Below are 17,786 nucleotides of genomic sequence, written 5' to 3'. Positions count from 1 at the left end.
TCTTACTTTATAATAGTTAATATCTTATTTTTATTGTCGCCCTTACGGATCGTCCGGGCATTGGGAAATATTTCACAATCTCGTAATTCTTATCCATCAGGTTCAATACTTCCACGCTGAAAGAGGTAGTGATTTTTCTGATCTGAAAGTCACGGTTTGCAGAAATGCTGTGGTCGCTATAACTATCCAATCGGTTTTCGGCAATGTTTTGTCCTAATGCATAGCGTTTTCCGGAAAAAAGGAATGAATAAGACAGATTGATCCACGGTGTTTCGACGCCTGCCTGTCCCGAAGCGGAGACGCGGGGAGTGTAGGCTATTTGATGTTTGTATGTCGATTCATACGTGTTCGGATCGGGCGGGGTGACATCTAATGCTCGTTGGTATGTGTAGTTACCCGAGAGGTTGATGCGTATTTTATCCCAAGGTTGGAGGGACAGGCTTCCTGTGGCATCAATGCCTTTGATGTCAACTTCACCCAGATTCTTCATGCTCCATACGGCAAGGTTTTTGGTAGGGTAGGCGATAATTTTATCTGTCACTTTGTTATAATAGGCGTCAACGGTTACTGACAGATAGGGTAGGAACGGGCATACATTTTTATTGTATGTCAGTCCGATGTTGTATTGTTTGGCCTTTTCCGGCTTTAGTTGGGTGTTGCCTACTTCTTCGTAATATAAGTCGTTGAAACTTGCCAGACGGAAAATGTCTTTATAGAAGAAGCGGATGCGGAATTCTTCATGCTGGAAAGGTTTGAAAGCGGCACTTACATAAGGGGTTAGCTTACGGTGATTGCCGGCACTACCGCCTTTTTTCACATCTTCATTGATAACGGTTGCCAATGCGGATGCGGAGATTGTTAACCAGTCATTTACGTATTTTCCGGCGAATGCTGTCAGCCATGAGTAACGTGTGGGGTGTACAAAGTTGGCTAGATCGGCGTTCATGGTGTTGATGCTTCCGTCTGTGGAAAGTGAGAAAGAGAGGTTGCTCAACAGTCTGTATAATACAGAGGCGGAAAGGTAATATTCCTGCTGGTAATAGCTGTTTTCCGTTTTCTTTAAAGAGTTCTTGGTATCGGGGTCCAGATAACGTTGATAGCTCCAATTCCACTTGGCAGAGGTTTGGAACACCCATTGCCGGCTGAATTCTTTCTTGTATTGACTTTGTATGAATGTGTTTTTATCCCACAAGTGTTGTGTGGAATGGTCGTTATAGAAGGTTGTAGCTTTGGGTAGTCCCCGGGAGGACTGAAAGTAGTAGGCTTTCAACCGCCATTGTTCTTTATCGGAGAAGTTGCCGTAAAGTCCGGCTTCGGCACGGAATGTCTGTACGTCTGTATTCTTTCGTTTTTCACGTGAGGACAGGTCTTCTGCCGCATTTCCATAATGTAGTGTGTACGGATAATGTCCGTCGGAGGACATCCATTCGCCATTGGCTGACATGCTCCATGTCTTATTGAATTGTTGTTCCAGTAGCAGGGAGGGATTGATTAATCCCCAGGAGCCGGTTTTGAAAGCTCCAGCTATATTGGTCTTTTTGCCTTTGGTGAATAGCGGCGTGAGTGTCTGTATATTCAATATGCCTGCTGACGCGAAGAAGCGGGCAGGTTGGAAGATGTTATCGCTTTGTCCGTTGTTTAGAGAAAGGCGGTCTACGTTGTCGAGAGAGAAACGCCCGATATCTATTTGTCCGGTTTGGCAGTCGGTCAGGGTGATTCCGTCATAACCGACAGCGGTATGTTGGGCTCCCAGGCTTCGTATGGATACTGTTTTCAGTCCGCCGATACCTCCGTAATCTTTTACGGTCACTCCGGCAAAGTGTTTCACCGCGTCGGAGACTTGCAGGGCGTGCAGGTTTTTCAGGGCGTCTTTGGAGAAGACTTGCAGGGGAGCGGTTGAGCGTACTTCGCGGGTCTGATAGATATCTGATACTGTTATTTCGGGAATAGAATATGTATGTGTCGTATCTACCTTTTGCTGTTGTGCAAAAAGTGGTATGGATAAGAATTGGCAGCTGAATGCTGCAAAGATCACTTTATTAAATGTTCTTTTCTTCATTTATTCCTTTTTCAGTCTGTTACTGTTTAAAAGTGTCCGGGCGAAATCCCTTCGACCGGACACGCATAAATAAACTTGGCAGAGTTTATCCGTTTTAACACACTTTCTCTGAATCAGAGTGATGAATGAAATGATAGACGACTTGTCCGGTTCATTAGACTCAACGCTTTTTCCTCGAAAGCAGTGAAACTTATTTGCATGGTAGGTCTTCTGACTTATTCCTGTTACAAACGCCTTCCCGGATTGGTCTCCAGTGGCAATGAGTGAATTGCTTGTAACTTATATGGAACTTACAGCAGCGGGACTGTTCAGGACTTGCACCTGATTCCCTTTTAATTGCTTCCCCCGCATGGGAGTCGCAAACCAATGCGCGACAAAGATAGGGAGTTTATTTGTTTTTTCCAAAGGGATGTTCTTTTTCTTTCGTCTTGATACGAAAGAGAAAGAACCAAAAAGAAAGGATCAAGGCTGCGTTTTTTCAGCTACTCCGGTGCTTCCTTCGGCTAAAGGGCAGAAACTCGCTACGCTCAAACAGTCTGCCCTTTTTGACGCCGAAGAAAACACCTGCGCTTGACGCTGAAAAAACGAGGTCGGGAGACCATGCGGGGTGGGCGGTGTGGCGTGGCACGTGTGTGGGCGGCGTGGGGGCTTATTGTTCGCCTTTCATTAGCAGGTATTCTTCGATGGTTTGCGCGGGAGCATCTTTCAGAAGTACTGTCTTATCCTTGTTTAGGAGGTAGAGGGTAGGGATGGCTTTCAGGTCATACAGTTGTTGTTCCTTGATAGCGAAGGTTTTATCATATCCGTTAACCCATTCTTTGGGGAATTCATTTAGGTGTTTTCGCCATTCGTCCAACTCTTCGTCGGGATAAATGGAGAGGACTGTTAGTCTCTTTTGTTCCAGAAGTTGATTGATGATAGGGGCGTTTTTTAATGCTTCGATTGTCTCCGTGCAGGCATGGCATCCCGGGTTATTGATAAATAGTAAGGTATAGTCCGATTTTTGTTGATAAAGAGAACCCTGTGCGCCGGAAGCTAATGTATAGTTAAAATTCAGTGCTTTGGTTCCGATACGGTTTTTCTGAGCCAGTTCGCGACGGGCTTTGGGACGTACCTTTTCTATTTCTTCCAGTACGGGAGAAGCCAACATGGCATCCAGTACAGGGATATAAAACTCTTCGTTACGCATCGGGGAGTTAGGGTCGTACAGATATTTGTCTGCCAAATCAGTGATGTAAGTGAATACTTTCTTATTCACATTTGTCCGTTCGATTGTTTTCTGTATAGCTTGCTGTGCAGTTTCCAAAGGGACATGATTCAGTATATCACAATAGTCCGCCCAAGCTTGTTCGGTCACTTCGGGATGATGGACATAATTGGTATCGGCAAAGTTTACGTTATCCCAATAGTGCTTTACTAGGAAATCTGCCCGTAGCTCGGGTGCTGTCAGCATTGGCGGGATGGCAGGTAGCGTAAAGGAGGTAATGGTATCTTTGGGAGCTTCTTGGGAGTTTTGGCTGGATGCATTCCCGCTTTTACAGGCGCAAAGCAGTAGAATACAGAAGACTGGGATAAGATTTATATTTGTTCTCATAACTTGCTGAATTGTTTTCAATTTACTATTGGTGAGCAAAGATAAAAAAACTATGTGTGAAAATGCACTGTTTTAATGAAAATGCTATATTTGTGTCGGCAAACAAACATACAATGCATATCTATGATTAAATCCACCTACATATTCTTCGTTTTTTTTATGCTGACGGCTGTGTGGAGTTGCAACCGACCTTCTGACATGCAGCGGGAACATCCTGCCGTTTCTCCCACATTCTATACCGACAGTCTTCGTACATTGGGGCGTGGTATCCGCTTGATTAAGGAGGAGAAGGAAAGTCTGGCTTTCCCGCCGCTTGATTCCGTGTTCCGGCTTCCGGTGGACGATGTGCTCACTACCGAAGAATTGCGCCGTTTATCTTCCGAATCTCTCCGCCGGTTAATGATATACTTCAATCTGATGATGAACTTTGAGTCCGGCTATCAGTATTTTGATTCGTTGGAGCGGGCGAAACACCCCGTTGTCTCCCGTTATTGCCGCAGGGAACTGTGGGTGGTAAAGGCGCAGATGCTTATGGCGCTCGACCGCCATGCGGAGGCGGTGGACTATCTCAACCGGGCGATGGCACTGAAAGATGAGAACAACGACCCGTTGAGCGAGATATTTTGTACAGCTACGGCAGGCATCACCTATATGGGTGTCGACACTATCAGCACTCGTGCCGAGTCCGCTTTCCGTAGAGCCTGCCGAGTGGCAGAACGCTCGGGCCTAAGCAACTATTGGCTTTATCCACAAGCTATCGGGCGGCTTGCCGATATATACCTTCAGCAGGGGAAGTATGAAGAAAGTATCTCCCTCTGTCGTGAAGCTATCCGTCTATGTGAGAAGTCGGGCAGCTATCACGGCAAGCTAGTGGCGGCGGAGATTCTGACGGAAGCCTACCGCCTGCTCGGGCTCTATGATGAAGCGTTTCGCTATTGTGCCGTAGGAACGGGCGAGCCGGCACGTGCCGAAGTTGACAATAACTTGATAGGTCGTTTCTTCATTGCGAAGGCGGAGATACACAACAATCTGAATCGCCCCGACTCCGCACTCCTGGTTCTTGCGCAGGCCGACAGTTGCTTTGACCGGACGAAGAACGACTACTATCATTTGATGGTGCAGATAGACCGGATGTATTACCTTGCCGCCTTTCCCGACTCTGTGAATGTGGCTTTGAGAGGCTTTGCCGCACTTGAAGGTAAAGTTCCCCGTCATCGCCTGCCATATTATGACTATTATTACGGTGCCACCCTTGTCCGCGCCGGTAAATGGTTGGAGGCAATCCCCCTGCTTCGGAAATCTATTGGCGAGTTGAAAGATATATCCGAGCTTCACCCTGCTTCGGAAGCGGCGGAATTGTTAATGGAAGGCTATCGCCACACGGGGCGGGCAGCGGATATGCTCACCGTCTTTCCCGAATACCGGATGATGAGAGATTCGGTGACCCGCAAAGACAAGATACGCCAGTTGGCATCGGCAAATATCCGTTTCGAAACACAGAAGAAAGAACAGGAGAATCGTCTGCTGACTGCCGAAGTCCGTCTTCAGGATACCCTGTTGCATGTATATTCCATAGCCGGAGTGTGTGCATTGCTACTCGTCTTTTTTATAGCCGGCTGGATGGTGATGCGCCACCGCAATCTGCGGCTCCGGTGGCAGCTCGAGGCGCAGGAACATGAGCGGGCTGACGAACGGTTGCGTGATCAGGAAAGCAGGCTTCACGAACTGATAGCCGCCCGTCAGGACTTGTACGAACGCAACCGCTCCCTTATCTGCCAGCTTTCTGATATCCAGGCGCGCCACCGCAACACGTGCGAACTTGACAGCGTGATGGAAAGCCTGCAATCCCACTTGCTCACCCGTAAGGAAGAAGAGGATTTCCGTAACGCCTTTTTGTCCGTCTATCCGTCGGCGCTGCTGCATCTTCGTGAAGCCTGTCCGGCGGTGACACGTAGCGAGGAACTGTTTTGTATGTTGGTTCTGCTCAAACAATCCAACGAAGAACTGGCGCGGACGCTCGGCATCAGCGTGGCAAGTGTGTCCAAAACCCGATACCGCATCCGTGTGAAGCTTGGTCTGCCCGAAGGTTCGGACACTGATGCGGAAATCCGTCACATTATGGCAGGGGAAGATTTATAGAATCGGTTCTTCCAGTCATTCAGCAATATTAACCCGGAACTTTCATCATTAAACAAAAAATGTCTATCTTTGTTGTCAATATACACAACCAATACATTAATAATGGGAAGATTTATTAATCCCTTTACCGACTATGGCTTTAAGTTTTTATTCGGCAGAGAGGTAGAAAAGGAGTTATTAATCGACTTCTTGAACGATTTGCTCTCTGGAGAGCACGTGATTACCGACATCCAGTTCCTTAACAACGAACAGCAGCCGGAAGTAAAAACAGAACGGGGGATTATCTACGATATCTACTGTATGACTGACACAGGTGAACGGATAATCGTAGAAATGCAGAATCGTGAGCAACCTTACTTTAAAGATCGTGCTCTCTTCTACCTCTCTCGTGCGATTACGCAACAAGCTAAAAGCGGTCCTTGGGACTTCCGGTTGGATGCTGTATACGGAGTGTTTTTTATGAACTTTGTGATTGACAAGGACATGCCTGCGAAGATAAGGACTGATGTAATCCTTTCCGACCGGGATACAGGACAGCTTTTCAATAACAAGTTTCGGCAGATTTTTATCGAACTGCCTAACTTTGACAAAGAAGAGGATGAGTGTAGTAACGATTTTGAACGGTGGATTTATGTATTAAAGCATATGGATACACTTGATAGAATGCCTTTCAAGGCACGTAAAGCCGTTTTTGAACGACTTGAGAAGATGGCCTCCAAAGCGAATATGACTCCGGAGGAAAGAGCTCAATATGAGAAGGAATGGAAAGTTTATAACGATTATTTCAATACGTTGGACTTTGCCGAACAGAAAGGTATGTTGAGAGGAAAAGAATCGTCCGCCCGTATGATGAAATCCAAAGGTTTGGCTATCGATTTAATTTCAGAATGTACGGGACTCACTGCTGAAGAAATTGAGGCATTGTGAAAAGATAGATAACAAACAGTAAGGGCGGCTCGTTAAAAAACGGGTCGCCCTTACTGTTTGTATGCGCCAAGCCTTTTCCTGACAGCCTCTTCTCTATTTTGTCCATGAATCTGTCCATTCCCATTTTGTCCTTCGTCGGGCTGAAATAATTATTTTGCCTCGGCGAATAAAAGTTTAGCCTATATTGTTTGCTGTTTTTCGGCTTTTCTTTATCTTTGTCACTGCCCTTGTGAGAGAGGGCGTGATTTTTAGATAACGGAAAGCGTTTGAAGAATATCATCTTCGTCAATCAAACTTCGCACCTTTGACTTGTCACCGTGAAGATGAATGCAACAAATGCTCACGTTCCATTGTTTATATGGATGCCTGTTTGCGCCCCCGCTTCCCCCTCCGTCCGGAGAGGGGAGGGGGACGATACACAAGCTTTATATACGCCAATGGCGTGAGTGTTCTGTTGCTTATCTACGGTATGGGCAGTGCGAAGGCCCCGATTGACGGATAAGCATACGGACACTTACGCCTTTCTTGTATATAAATTTTTGTAATCTTATGTTACAGGTATGAGAATGAAAAACAAACAAAACGTAGCGTGGAGTACATTCCGTTACTTCGTACTGGCATTTTTGCTATGTCTATCGGTTGTTCCCTTGCGCGGTCAGCCGGATGCTGCCGTCCTTTCCTCACCTTCGGCAGACAGCCTGATTATTTTCAGCTATCCTTCACGTATCCGGATGTTCAAGACGGAATATGCGGACAACCGACTGTCGTTGCGGAAGTTGAAGAAACGGCTGCGCACCTTTCGTAAACGTCAGGACACCCTCTACGTGCAGAGCTATTCCGGCAGTTGGGACGATGAAAAGTCGAATCTGCGCGCCGCCTACTGGCGTGCCAACAATCTGAAAGGCTATCTTATCGACCACTACGGACTGCGCGAGCGGCATTTCCGGACACTCAACCACCCGTTGGCTCATCCCTTGTGGGGAGAAGTCGTCGTGGTAGGTTGCCGAGGTTTCCAAGATTGCCAAAGCGAGATTCCGCAAAACCGGCAAGAGCCTGCAAGTGCGGCGAGGCGACAGGAACAACAGGAAGCCCTTCCGGTTGCCTTGCAGGGAGACAAAGAGCCTGTTGACTCTTCCGCCGTGGCTGCCACGGCTGTTGTGCCGGATGCAGCTACTGCACCTGTTGCACCCGATGCAGCTACTGCTCTTTCTACTTCGGTTGCTTCTTCTGCTTCAGTTACTCCTTCTTCTTCCACCGCTTCCACCTCTACAGCTACCTCGCCTTCACTTCCCGCCAACGGTCGTTACCTTGGCGTGAAAACCAACCTTGCCGCTTGGGCGGGCACGATTATGAACGTGGCGGCGGAAGTGCAGGTCGGCAAGCATCTTTCCGTAGAGTTGCCGATATTGTGGTGTCCGTGGCACATCAGCGGTAAACATGCCGTGAAGACCTTCACCCTGCAACCCGAAGCCCGTTACTGGCTCTCGAAGCCCGGCTCGGGACATTTCTTCGGTCTTCATGCCCACGTAGGCTGGTTCAATGTGAAGTGGAATCGCGACCGTTATCAAGACGCCGACCGTCCGTTGCTGGGCGCGGGCGTCAGCTATGGTTATCTGTTGCCGCTCGGCGGACATTGGGCGGGAGAATTTACCCTCGGTGCAGGCTATGCCAACATGAAGTACGACACCTATTATAATATAGACAACGGCGCACGGATAGACACACGGACGAAGAACTACTGGGGCATCACCCGCATGGGGCTTTCTATCGTCTATCGCTTCAACCTTAAAAAGTAACGGCTTATGAAACAGAAATATGCTATAGGATTTATCACCTTCATGTTGGCAACCGTCCTTGCCGCTTGTGTACACGACTATCCCGCGATGACACCGGACGGTGAGGAAGGCATCGACCCCACGCTTGTAGAGGTCAGTACCGAAGTGACCCTCGACCTCGAACTCCTACCACTGGAAATCATCACCAACAAGGCACACCGCGGGAATCACAAAAGCCCGTGCCGGAGAACAAACGGATTACCGCCGCCGCTTCATCATCGAAGCATGGCGCGACGGCAAACCGGCAGCCCGGCAAGTGACCGTCATGGACAATGCCGACGAAGCCGGCAACGGGAAAATCACGCTCCCTGTCCATTTGAAGCTGTACGCCGTAGAATACACCCTCGCCGTATGGACGGACTACGTTGTGGCAGGCACGACCACCGACCTCTATTATAATACGGAGAACTTGCAGCAAGTAACTTGCACCACGCCCTACACCGGAAGCACTGGCTACCGCGATTGCCTCTACGGCAGCACCACCCTTGACCTGCGCCCCTACCGGGACGAATGGAACGTCCGCGTACAAGCCAAAGTCGACATGGTGCGCCCGTTGGCAAAATACCGTATTATCGCCACCGACGTGCAGGAGTTTCTGGCAAAAACACAGCGGCAACGCGATGCCGAAGGCGGCAACAACACCTACACCGTCACCTTTTCCTACGGGTTCTATTTCCCGTTAGGATTCAACACCGCCACGGGCAAGCCGATGAACTCCGTGCAGGGCGTGACGTTCTCCACCCCTCTCACCATCCCCGACGACGGCACGGAGAAATGTCCGCTAGGTTCGGACTTTATCTTCGTGAACGGCACGGAATCCTTTGTGCCCCTGAATATTGAATTGGCGGACGCCAACGGAAAGGTAGTGTCGCGTACCCGGGGACTGGAAGTGCCCTACCGGCGGGGACACCTCACCACCCTGCGAGGCAACTTCCTCACCAACGAAATGCAGGGAGGCATCAACATCGACACCGGATATGACGACGAGATAGACATCGACCTCGATTCTTTCTGAAATGACAGGTCAATATAATAAAACAAATTTAATCACAGTAAACGATGAACAGAAGTATGAAAAAGAACCTTTTCTTCGGGTTAATGGCTCTGGCAGGGCTATTCACCTCGTGCAGTCAGGACGACACCGACGCTTCCCCGACTGCGGACAGCAACCAAGTAAGCATGAGCATCGGAATGCCTGCCGATTTTGTAAAAACACGGGCTTCCGCCCCCGCTACGTTTCCCGCCGGCCATACGCTGCGCTGCATCCTCGAAGTGTGGACGAAAGATGGCTCTACACGAAGAGTACGCCAGGAGCAGTTGGTAACGGCTGGTGCCGCTAACATTACATTTAGTTTTGAATTGGCAGACCAAGGTGACTACAAAGCCGTGCTTTGGGCGGATTACATCGTTTCGGGTGCAACGGTGTCAGGCGACCACTATCCCGATAAGTATTACAAGACTGATAATGCCGATGGCTTGAAGAAAGTGACTATCATCACCGCTGCTTATACATACGCCGACCAACTACGTGAGGCATTTGCGGCAGTAGTACCGTTCACCAAAGGCGCTACGGCTAAGAACGACCTTACCGCCACGCTTGTCCGTCCGCTTACGAAAGTGACGATTGCGGAAAAGAACACCGAGATGATAGGCAAATGTAAAGACATGACGGCAACATACACCGTTCCGTCAGAATTCAATGCTTTTAGCGAGGAGGTAAGCCCGACAGCTACCTACGATGCCACCTACATCACAACCTCAATGGACGGCACGGATATTACTATCAATGGAAACAACTGCAAAATCCTCTTCTCCGATTATGTCTTTACCACTGCCGACGCCACGTTGGGCGGAATAAAACTTACGTTTACCGGGACAGGTAGCATAACGATGAACGATAGAGACATTCCTGCCAACATCCCCCTGAAACGCAACAACTGGGTACGGGCTGCCGGAAACCTGATTACAGTCGGAAACGATCCGGCGGTAACTTTGTCTGTAGATATGACCACTGACTGGGTAAGTCAGGATGCAACGGATATTTCGGATATCGTTAAGGTGGGTGACTTCTATTATGCAGACGGCACATGGTCTACCGCCCTCGATGCGAACAAGACCTGCATCGGCATCGTTTTCCAGACCGACCCCTCGCGCATCGGCGACAAAGAAAAACAGGTGTTGGCAGCAAAAGGCGTTGCCACGCCGCATGGTCTGGTCATGTCATTGAAGACCGTAACCAAAAGCCTTATGAGTTGGGGGGAAGATCACGATTTCTCCGAGCTGACGAAATGCACGGATAAAGTTGCCTGCAACGCAGACATCAACGGACTACTTAATTACACCACGGTAATCGACTATGCGGCCGCAAACAACAAAGAACTCGAAAATTTTTATCCCGCTTTCAAGGCCGTGAAGGATTATGTTGTACAGGCTCCCGAAAAGACGACGGGGTGGTACTTGCCCTCCATAGGTCAATGGTATGACTTTACCGCCAATCTGGGCGGTCTCCCAAGCTGGGATGACGCCATAAACGAAGGCAACGACCTAACCCCCAACCTGTATAGATGGAGTAATCAGACAGAACTCGTAAGTAAGATAAATGCCTATTTCGAACCGTTGGGCACTGGGAACTATGACGCAATCCCGAATGGGAGCTATCAGAAATTCTTCTCTTCCTCGACGTACTCCGATTCGGGTATATGGACGTGGTTTGTGGGTAAGCAGGCGAACGTTGTGCAATGCTGGCATAATGTCAGGTACAACTCCGATTCCGCCGTGCGCCCCATCCTCGCTTTTTAAGAATGACACACGGGGACGGGGTATCCAGGTCACTCCATCCCGTCCCCCTACATCATATACGTCCCAAGCCGCTGGGGGATGCAGTCGGCGGCAATATCATGAACCTTGTCCTTTTTCCCTTGTCGCCGACTTGAGAAGCGAACATCACTTCTCTTTATAGGATACCTTCCTCGATAGGAGCAATTGCCGGAAGCGACGCAACTGATCAAGGTAACAACCATAAAAAACATCACACTTATGAAAAAGATACTCGTCATCATCAACAAAAACTGGGAAACGGAACCCGTGCTCAACGCCCTGACCAACCCCAAACTGCGTCCCGCCGCCTTACCATTCCCTGAAGTGATAAACACTCCGTGCGACGGAGACAACCGCATGAGCCAACCCCGTGCTGTCTTCTCCCTTCCCCGAGAAGGAGAAGAACCGTTGCAAGTCGTAGTCCGCTGCATCGAAGACCTTATGGCAACGGGAGTCAACACTTCGAGTTCCCTCGAAAAATACAAAGTGCTCCCGCAAGCCATTGCTGCCGATGCCGCCGACCTCATCATCAGCGTCAGCACCGCCAACTATCCCGACCCGGCAGTGACCCATAACGGAACCGTTGTCCTCGGCGGCAACTTCTTTATCCACGACGGAAACCCCGACAGCCATGCCGATCCGGAACACAACCTTATCGACGACCGCGTAGGCACCTTCATCGCTTCCAACGTAGCCCCTGCCGTGTTCAGTCTGGCCGAAACCGTCAACGCCCGCCTGCACTGTTACCCCGGCGGCGCATGCAAACTTGTCCCGCCGCCCAACTTCCCCGCACCGCAACTCGTGTGTGAAGGAGCGTCCACCTTCACGGCAGTAGGCTCCGTCAACGTCACCGACTACGGTTCATACGACACGATAGACGCCCAAGCCCTTAAAGAATTTGCCGCTGCAGCCCCCGAAGGGTATACGGCAAACTCCATCGAAACCACCCACGGCGTGGTAAAAATCAGCACCTCAGGCGAACCTATCCTCTTTCTTTCCCCCATCACCGACCGTCTCAACCATTTCAACGAGGACGTGACCGACACGCAGAACTACGTGTCAGCCTTCAACGGCGGCCTTGCACTGGGCGAACTGCTTTGCGCGCTGGCGGAATACGGAGGGGAACGGCAAATATGATAATTGAGATAATTCGCAACATTTATTAATCACGCTTCCTTCTTGCAGCACCCCATCAGGAAATGCTTGCAGACACGGACAGACAAAGGTCGTCACTGAGGTAGGCTAAGTCCGACACCGAGGTAGGCAAAGGTCGTCACCGAGATAAGCAAAGTCCGTCACCGAGTATTAGTCCTATCGGGATGCGGCAGGGAAGAGGTAAAAAACATCAACTTATGGGATTCTTCAAGAAAGTAAAACAGAAAATCAATGGAATGTGGTATCCGCAATCCATCACCGTTGGCAAACCTGTCACGACGGACGAAGTGGCAAAACGTCTTGCCATTGAATCCACCGTAAGCCCTGCCGACACCTTTGCCGTGCTCAAGTCCCTTGGCAGCGTATTAGGTAGCTACATGGCAGACGGCCGCACCGTCAAACTCGACGGCGTGGGCACATTCTACTACACAGCCGTTGCTTCGGGCAATGGAGTGGACTCCCCCGACAAAGTGACTGCCAAGCAAATCACCGGCGTCCGTGTCCGCTTCATCCCTGAAACGAGCCGTTCATCCAACAACCAGGTTACCACCCGTTCCCTCGTCGATTCCAATATCTTCTGGGAAGAATGGGGCGGAAAATCCACTACTCCCAGCGAAGGTGGCGGTGGCGGTGAAGGGGGAGGAGAGGCTCCCGATCCGGCAGCATAAAGCCGGATGCTTTTCCGGTGCTATAAAAAGGACGGGTTCCTGCACCGCAAAAGGACTTTTCTGTATTGCCAAAGGCTCCTTCCGGCATTGCCGCACGACCCTTTAAGATGAAAGATTCGTTTTCACTCGCCGCTGCTGTAGCCTGCTGCCGGATGAGAGAAACGAATCTTTCTTTGTGTGCCGGGGGAAATAATCGGTTCTTGACAGAACAATCTGCACCGGAATTGTTATCTTTGCCCGTAGCATTGATTATAATAAATGGAAAATTTATGAAACGAAACAAATAAGAGAGATTATACGTCGCGTGGCTCCTACGGCAAAAACTATTTTATATGGTTCGCAAGCAAGGAACGAAGCGCGTAGCGACAGTGATATTGACCTGCTTATCCTGCTCGACGGCGAGAAAATGACATTGAAGGACGAAGAATCTATCACACTGCCACTTTACGAACTGGAACTGAAAACCGGAGTCTCTATCAGCCCGATAGTCACGCTCAAAAAACTTTGGGAGAACCGCCCATTCCCCCCCCTTTTTATATTAACGTCACCAATGAAGGTGTCGTGTTATGAGAGAAATCTTGGATGAAGGAAGCCGAAGTAATGATTCGGGAAATGTTTTAAAATGTAGCTACCCCTCTATTTCTCCTTTGCCAGCGTAAATACAAACTCAAGTCCGCCTCCCTGATTGTTCTTGGCGGAGATGTTGCCGCCGTGGATAATAACGGCGTTCTTTACAATAGCCAGTCCCAATCCTGTTCCGCCTAGTTTGCGTGAGCGACCTTTATCTACCCGGTAGAAGCGTTCGAAGAGACGGTTCAGATGTTCGGGTGATACACCTATACCAGTGTCGGCGAAGCTGAAATAGTAGAAATTCTCATCTTCACGGAAACAGTTGATATTTATCTGAATATTGCTTCCGGCGTATGCGATGGCATTGTCCATCAGGTTGCGGAAGATGGAATATAGCAATGAATAATTACCTTTGACTTGTATGCTCTTTTTCAGAGAGTTGATTACTGTGATATGCTTTTCGTCGAGTTCCAGAGATACTTCATTGATAATATTTCCGACAAGTACACTAATATCCACTCGTTCCATATCAATCATGCTAGCGGCTTCATCCATGCGGGTGAGTACGGAAATGTCGCGTAGCAGCCGGCTCAAACGATTGCTTTGTGCATAACAACGTTCGAGGAATACGTTTATCTTTTCACGTGGAATATTTTCGTTGCTGACAATGGTTTCCAGATATCCTTGAATACTGCTGACAGGAGTCTTCAACTCATGGGCAATATTTTGAGTCAGTTGGCGTTTGAGTCTTACTTGTTCTTCTTCCTGGGTGACGTCGTTGATGGAAATCTCAAAGCTGGCATCCTGGAAGATGATACATTCTACGATAAATGTCCGCCCGTTCTTGTTGATGGTAACTGACATTCGCTTTTCACCTTTTCCTCTCGAGCGTTCCTGCTGATTCTTATTGATAAAATGAATAATCTCTTTTAGTTCGCTGATAGCAAAGACTTCTTCTGTTGTTTCCAGGTTGGAATCCGAAATCAGGTTACTGTATTGGGTGAAAAGATTGTTGACAAGAATCTCTTTCTTGTCTTTTGTGAATACTCCTAATCCTTCGTGCGAGATTTGGAGATGAGTGATTAGCTTTTCACGTTCGATGTAGAGAGCTTCTTTGGTTTCGTGCAATCGTTTGTAGATTTGGATGATGTGTTGTGAGATTTCTCCTAGTTCATTATGTGGAAAAGCGGATTGCATAGCCATTTCGATAGGCTCGTTTCGGTCGGCGCGCATGGCAAATTCACGGAGCTGGCTGATGGAAGTGCCCAGTTTGTTGGTGAATTTATAGAAGATAATCATTAATAATAAGGTCACGATGATGGTAAACCATAGATAGTGCGGGTCTGCTTGCAGGTTGTTGATGAGGCTGACGTTATAAGGCAAAGCCGAACGGACAATATAATCTTTATAACGAGTGGCCGAATAAAAATAGGGAACTCCGGTTGTTTCCGAAGTACGACGTACGTCATATCCGTTACCATGCTTTATTGCTTTCTGTACTTCCGGACGATTCAGATGGTTTTCTATTTGGTTATTATGATTTGGATAACTGTCGTAAACAACATTTCCTTCTGCATCAATAAGGGTCACACGCAAGTCTTCCAGAATATGTTTGTTGATATAACCGCTGATTATTTCGCTATCAAGAGGTTGCTCTTCCAATTGTTCGTAGAGTCTGCTGTTGTAATCTTGCAGTTTTGTATTCAGCAGTTCTATTTTATATTCCCGTTCACGTTGATACTGGTACGCAATAAAACAAATGGCAAATACCAGAAAGAGTGAAATAACTGAAAGGAACAGCTTCCGGCTGAAAGAAAGAAAATGTTTTTGAGTTACAGGCAGGTTCATAATAATTGCTTAATTCGGTATTATTACTTATTCAGCTTCAAAACAGTATCCATATCCGAGACGGGTGACAATACGTTTGCCGTATATACCTATCTTTTTACGTAAACGGGTGATGTTTACGTCGATGGTACGGTCGAGCACATACACTTCGTCACTCCAGATACGGGCCAGAATGTCTTCGCGTGAGAATACGCGTCCCTTATTCTGTACCAGTAGAAGCAATATTTCAAATTCTTTTTTAGTCAATGGCACTTCTTCGTCGTCGATACTTACTTTCTTCTTTGTGATGTCAATAACGAGCGACTGATAAGTAAGACGTTCGGGGGCTCTTTCCGTTTCCGTTGTTACCGTACGTCTTAATACTGCTTTCACACGGGCAATGACTTCACGCAGGGAGAAAGGTTTCGAAATATAATCGTCTGCTCCCAGATTGAATCCGGTCACAGTATCGTTTTCAGTATCTTTTGCCGTGATAAAAATGATAGGCACTTTTGCTGTTTTTTTGTCTTTCTTCAAGATGTTGGCCATTTTGAAACCGGAGATTTCTCCCATCATCACATCGAGGAGAATTAAGTGATAACTGCTGATATCCATCTTCATTGCTTCTTCGGCAGAGTTTGCTGTATCAACCTCATAACCTTCGTTTTCAAGATTGAATTTCAGAATCTCACAGAGGTCTTCTTCATCGTCGACAACTAAAATACGGTAATCGTTCATAAGATATATGTATTAATGTGATATGACAAAGTTACGTTTTTATTTTATCCTTTGCAAAGATGAGGAGACTTTGTTACGGGCAGATGAAACAGACGTTACAATCGTGTTACATTCCGGGAATTCCGAGAATTGATGAGGAATATGGAAGTTTTTGTTGATTGTAAGAGGAAAAACCGCTCACTATTTGTTATCTTTGTTAGCGAGATACAATAGAAACGTTTGATTATAGAAACTACAAATAATGATAAAAATTGACTTAAAACGGCATCGGAAGGAAATAATAGGATCTGTTGTGGTACTGTTAATTCTCCTTGGCGGTATGTCTGTGTTTAAATATACTTCATTCAATTCCGGTTTTGAGATTGTAGACGATCTGGGAGGAAATATATTTCCTTCGGCGATTCTGTCTGTTGCCACCACTGATGCACAAGTGATTGTTCCGTCGGATTCGACGTCTTTGGGAAATCCGAAGTCGTGTATTGCCGTTCGGTTGAAATCGAAGACAGCTTATAGTCGTGTGCGGATTGAAGTAGCCGAAACGCCTTTTTTCTCCCGCTCGGTGTCGGAATTTGTATTAAACAAGCCCAGAACGGAATATACGATTTATCCTGATATCATCTGGAATTATGAGGCACTGAAAAATGAGGTGCAGGCAGAACCGGTAAGCGTAGCCATCACAGTGGAGATGAATGGAAAAGATTTGGGACAACGGGTACGTACTTTTTCAGTGCGTAGCATCAATGAGTGTCTGTTGGGGTATGTGGCTAACGGAACTAAATTCCATGATACCAGTATTTTCTTTGCGGCTTATGTCAATGAAGAGAATCCGATGATCGATCAGTTGCTTCGCGAGGCATTGAATACTCGGATTGTTAATCGCTTTCTCGGTTATCAAAGTAAGGCTAAAGGGGCGGTAGACAAGCAGGTATATGCCCTTTGGAATATATTGCAGAAACGTAAATTCCGTTATAGTTCTGTTTCCAATACCAGCCTTTCGAGCAATGTTGTTTTCTCGCAGCGTGTCCGTACGTTTGATGATGCACTGGAATCTTCACAGATTAATTGTGTGGATGGGAGTGTGTTGTTTGCGTCGTTGCTTCGCGCCATTAATATTGATCCTATCTTGGTACGTACACCGGGGCACATGTTTGTAGGATACTATACGGATAATTCGCACACGAATAAAAACTTTCTGGAGACAACGATGATTGGTGATGTCGATCTGGATGATTTTTTCCCGGATGAACAACTGGATTCTACAATGGTAGGCAAATCGCAGAATGAGATGTCGTTACTGACTTTCGAGAAATCGAAGCAGTATGCTAATAAGAAGTATAAGGAAAGCGAAGAAGGAATCCATTCCGGAAAGTTGAATTATATGTTTTTGGAGATTTCTAAAGAAGTGCGGAGGAAAATACAGCCGATAGGTAAATGATATTCGTTTTTAATTCGTATTT

General features: G+C 47.5%; 12 protein-coding genes, 1 pseudogene and 1 riboswitch. Of the genes and pseudogenes, 9 read left to right on the top strand and 4 right to left on the bottom strand.

Annotated features, from left to right (window positions below; genetic code table 11):
• Positions 1-16: 16 nt before the first annotated feature.
• Both BXY_RS21615 and BXY_RS21610 read right to left on the bottom strand, forming a co-directional pair.
• Positions 17-2,059: a TonB-dependent receptor plug domain-containing protein gene (locus BXY_RS21615; protein WP_008644701.1), complete on the bottom strand. Its 2,043-nt coding sequence runs from the start codon at positions 2,057-2,059 to the stop codon at positions 17-19.
• 183 nt (positions 2,060-2,242) lie between these two features.
• Positions 2,243-2,443: riboswitch (cobalamin riboswitch) on the bottom strand.
• A gap of 265 nt (positions 2,444-2,708) precedes the next feature.
• On the bottom strand, positions 2,709-3,653 hold the full coding sequence (locus tag BXY_RS21610; protein WP_134993082.1) for a DUF5106 domain-containing protein: 945 nt from the start codon (positions 3,651-3,653) through the stop codon (positions 2,709-2,711).
• A 75-nt stretch (positions 3,654-3,728) separates the two neighbouring features.
• Between BXY_RS21610 and BXY_RS21605 the strand changes: the two genes are divergently transcribed.
• From BXY_RS21605 to BXY_RS21570, 8 genes and pseudogenes are all read left to right on the top strand, one after another.
• On the top strand, positions 3,729-5,792 hold the full coding sequence (locus BXY_RS21605) for a tetratricopeptide repeat protein (protein WP_208946890.1): 2,064 nt from the start codon (positions 3,729-3,731) through the stop codon (positions 5,790-5,792).
• A gap of 102 nt (positions 5,793-5,894) precedes the next feature.
• Entirely contained in the window at positions 5,895-6,719 is an 825-nt protein-coding gene (locus tag BXY_RS21600; RefSeq protein ID WP_004314849.1) for an Rpn family recombination-promoting nuclease/putative transposase, read from the top strand.
• A 566-nt stretch (positions 6,720-7,285) separates the two neighbouring features.
• Positions 7,286-8,515: a DUF3575 domain-containing protein gene (locus BXY_RS21595; RefSeq protein ID WP_008016239.1), complete on the top strand. Its 1,230-nt coding sequence runs from the start codon at positions 7,286-7,288 to the stop codon at positions 8,513-8,515.
• A gap of 205 nt (positions 8,516-8,720) precedes the next feature.
• Positions 8,721-9,569, top strand: a complete 849-nt coding sequence (locus BXY_RS21590) for a DUF6562 domain-containing protein (protein WP_316927971.1) — start codon at positions 8,721-8,723, stop codon at positions 9,567-9,569.
• A 56-nt stretch (positions 9,570-9,625) separates the two neighbouring features.
• On the top strand, positions 9,626-11,353 hold the full coding sequence (locus BXY_RS21585; RefSeq protein WP_229037672.1) for a DUF6562 domain-containing protein: 1,728 nt from the start codon (positions 9,626-9,628) through the stop codon (positions 11,351-11,353).
• Between the two features lie 237 nt (positions 11,354-11,590).
• Positions 11,591-12,508: a hypothetical protein gene (locus tag BXY_RS21580; RefSeq protein ID WP_008644718.1), complete on the top strand. Its 918-nt coding sequence runs from the start codon at positions 11,591-11,593 to the stop codon at positions 12,506-12,508.
• Between the two features lie 215 nt (positions 12,509-12,723).
• A complete protein-coding gene (locus tag BXY_RS21575; RefSeq protein ID WP_008025706.1) occupies positions 12,724-13,194 on the top strand; it encodes an HU family DNA-binding protein in 471 nt (156 codons plus the stop codon).
• Between the two features lie 265 nt (positions 13,195-13,459).
• Positions 13,460-13,764: pseudogene (locus tag BXY_RS21570) on the top strand (nucleotidyltransferase family protein).
• A 66-nt stretch (positions 13,765-13,830) separates the two neighbouring features.
• Here BXY_RS21570 and BXY_RS21565 read toward each other — a convergent pair.
• Positions 13,831-15,612 (bottom strand): sensor histidine kinase, encoded by a 1,782-nt coding sequence (locus BXY_RS21565; protein WP_008644720.1) that lies wholly within the window; start codon positions 15,610-15,612, stop codon positions 13,831-13,833.
• A gap of 27 nt (positions 15,613-15,639) precedes the next feature.
• Positions 15,640-16,329, bottom strand: a complete 690-nt coding sequence (locus BXY_RS21560; RefSeq protein WP_004314840.1) for a response regulator transcription factor — start codon at positions 16,327-16,329, stop codon at positions 15,640-15,642.
• A 241-nt stretch (positions 16,330-16,570) separates the two neighbouring features.
• Between BXY_RS21560 and BXY_RS21555 the strand changes: the two genes are divergently transcribed.
• Positions 16,571-17,764 carry a hypothetical protein gene (locus tag BXY_RS21555; RefSeq protein ID WP_008644721.1) on the top strand — a complete coding sequence of 398 codons (1,194 nt, stop codon included), beginning with the start codon at positions 16,571-16,573 and terminating at the stop codon, positions 17,762-17,764.
• Positions 17,765-17,786: the final 22 nt, after the last annotated feature.

The organism is Bacteroides xylanisolvens XB1A, assembly GCF_000210075.1.
Taxonomy (GTDB): Bacteria; Bacteroidota; Bacteroidia; order Bacteroidales; family Bacteroidaceae; genus Bacteroides; species Bacteroides xylanisolvens.
Note: the sequence above shows the minus strand (reverse complement) of the source record. Positions and strands in the feature narration are given on the sequence as shown.

Coding starts and splice junctions, on each gene's coding strand:
- BXY_RS21555 (WP_008644721.1), top strand. CDS start 16,571: ATGATAAAAATTGACTTAAAACGGCATCGGAAGGAAATAATAGGATCT.
- BXY_RS21575 (WP_008025706.1), top strand. CDS start 12,724: ATGGGATTCTTCAAGAAAGTAAAACAGAAAATCAATGGAATGTGGTAT.
- BXY_RS21560 (WP_004314840.1), bottom strand. CDS start 16,329: ATGAACGATTACCGTATTTTAGTTGTCGACGATGAAGAAGACCTCTGT.
- BXY_RS21565 (WP_008644720.1), bottom strand. CDS start 15,612: ATGAACCTGCCTGTAACTCAAAAACATTTTCTTTCTTTCAGCCGGAAG.
- BXY_RS21615 (WP_008644701.1), bottom strand. CDS start 2,059: ATGAAGAAAAGAACATTTAATAAAGTGATCTTTGCAGCATTCAGCTGC.
- BXY_RS21605 (WP_208946890.1), top strand. CDS start 3,729: ATGAAAATGCTATATTTGTGTCGGCAAACAAACATACAATGCATATCT.
- BXY_RS21610 (WP_134993082.1), bottom strand. CDS start 3,653: ATGAGAACAAATATAAATCTTATCCCAGTCTTCTGTATTCTACTGCTT.
- BXY_RS21595 (WP_008016239.1), top strand. CDS start 7,286: ATGAAAAACAAACAAAACGTAGCGTGGAGTACATTCCGTTACTTCGTA.
- BXY_RS21580 (WP_008644718.1), top strand. CDS start 11,591: ATGAAAAAGATACTCGTCATCATCAACAAAAACTGGGAAACGGAACCC.
- BXY_RS21600 (WP_004314849.1), top strand. CDS start 5,895: ATGGGAAGATTTATTAATCCCTTTACCGACTATGGCTTTAAGTTTTTA.
- BXY_RS21585 (WP_229037672.1), top strand. CDS start 9,626: ATGAAAAAGAACCTTTTCTTCGGGTTAATGGCTCTGGCAGGGCTATTC.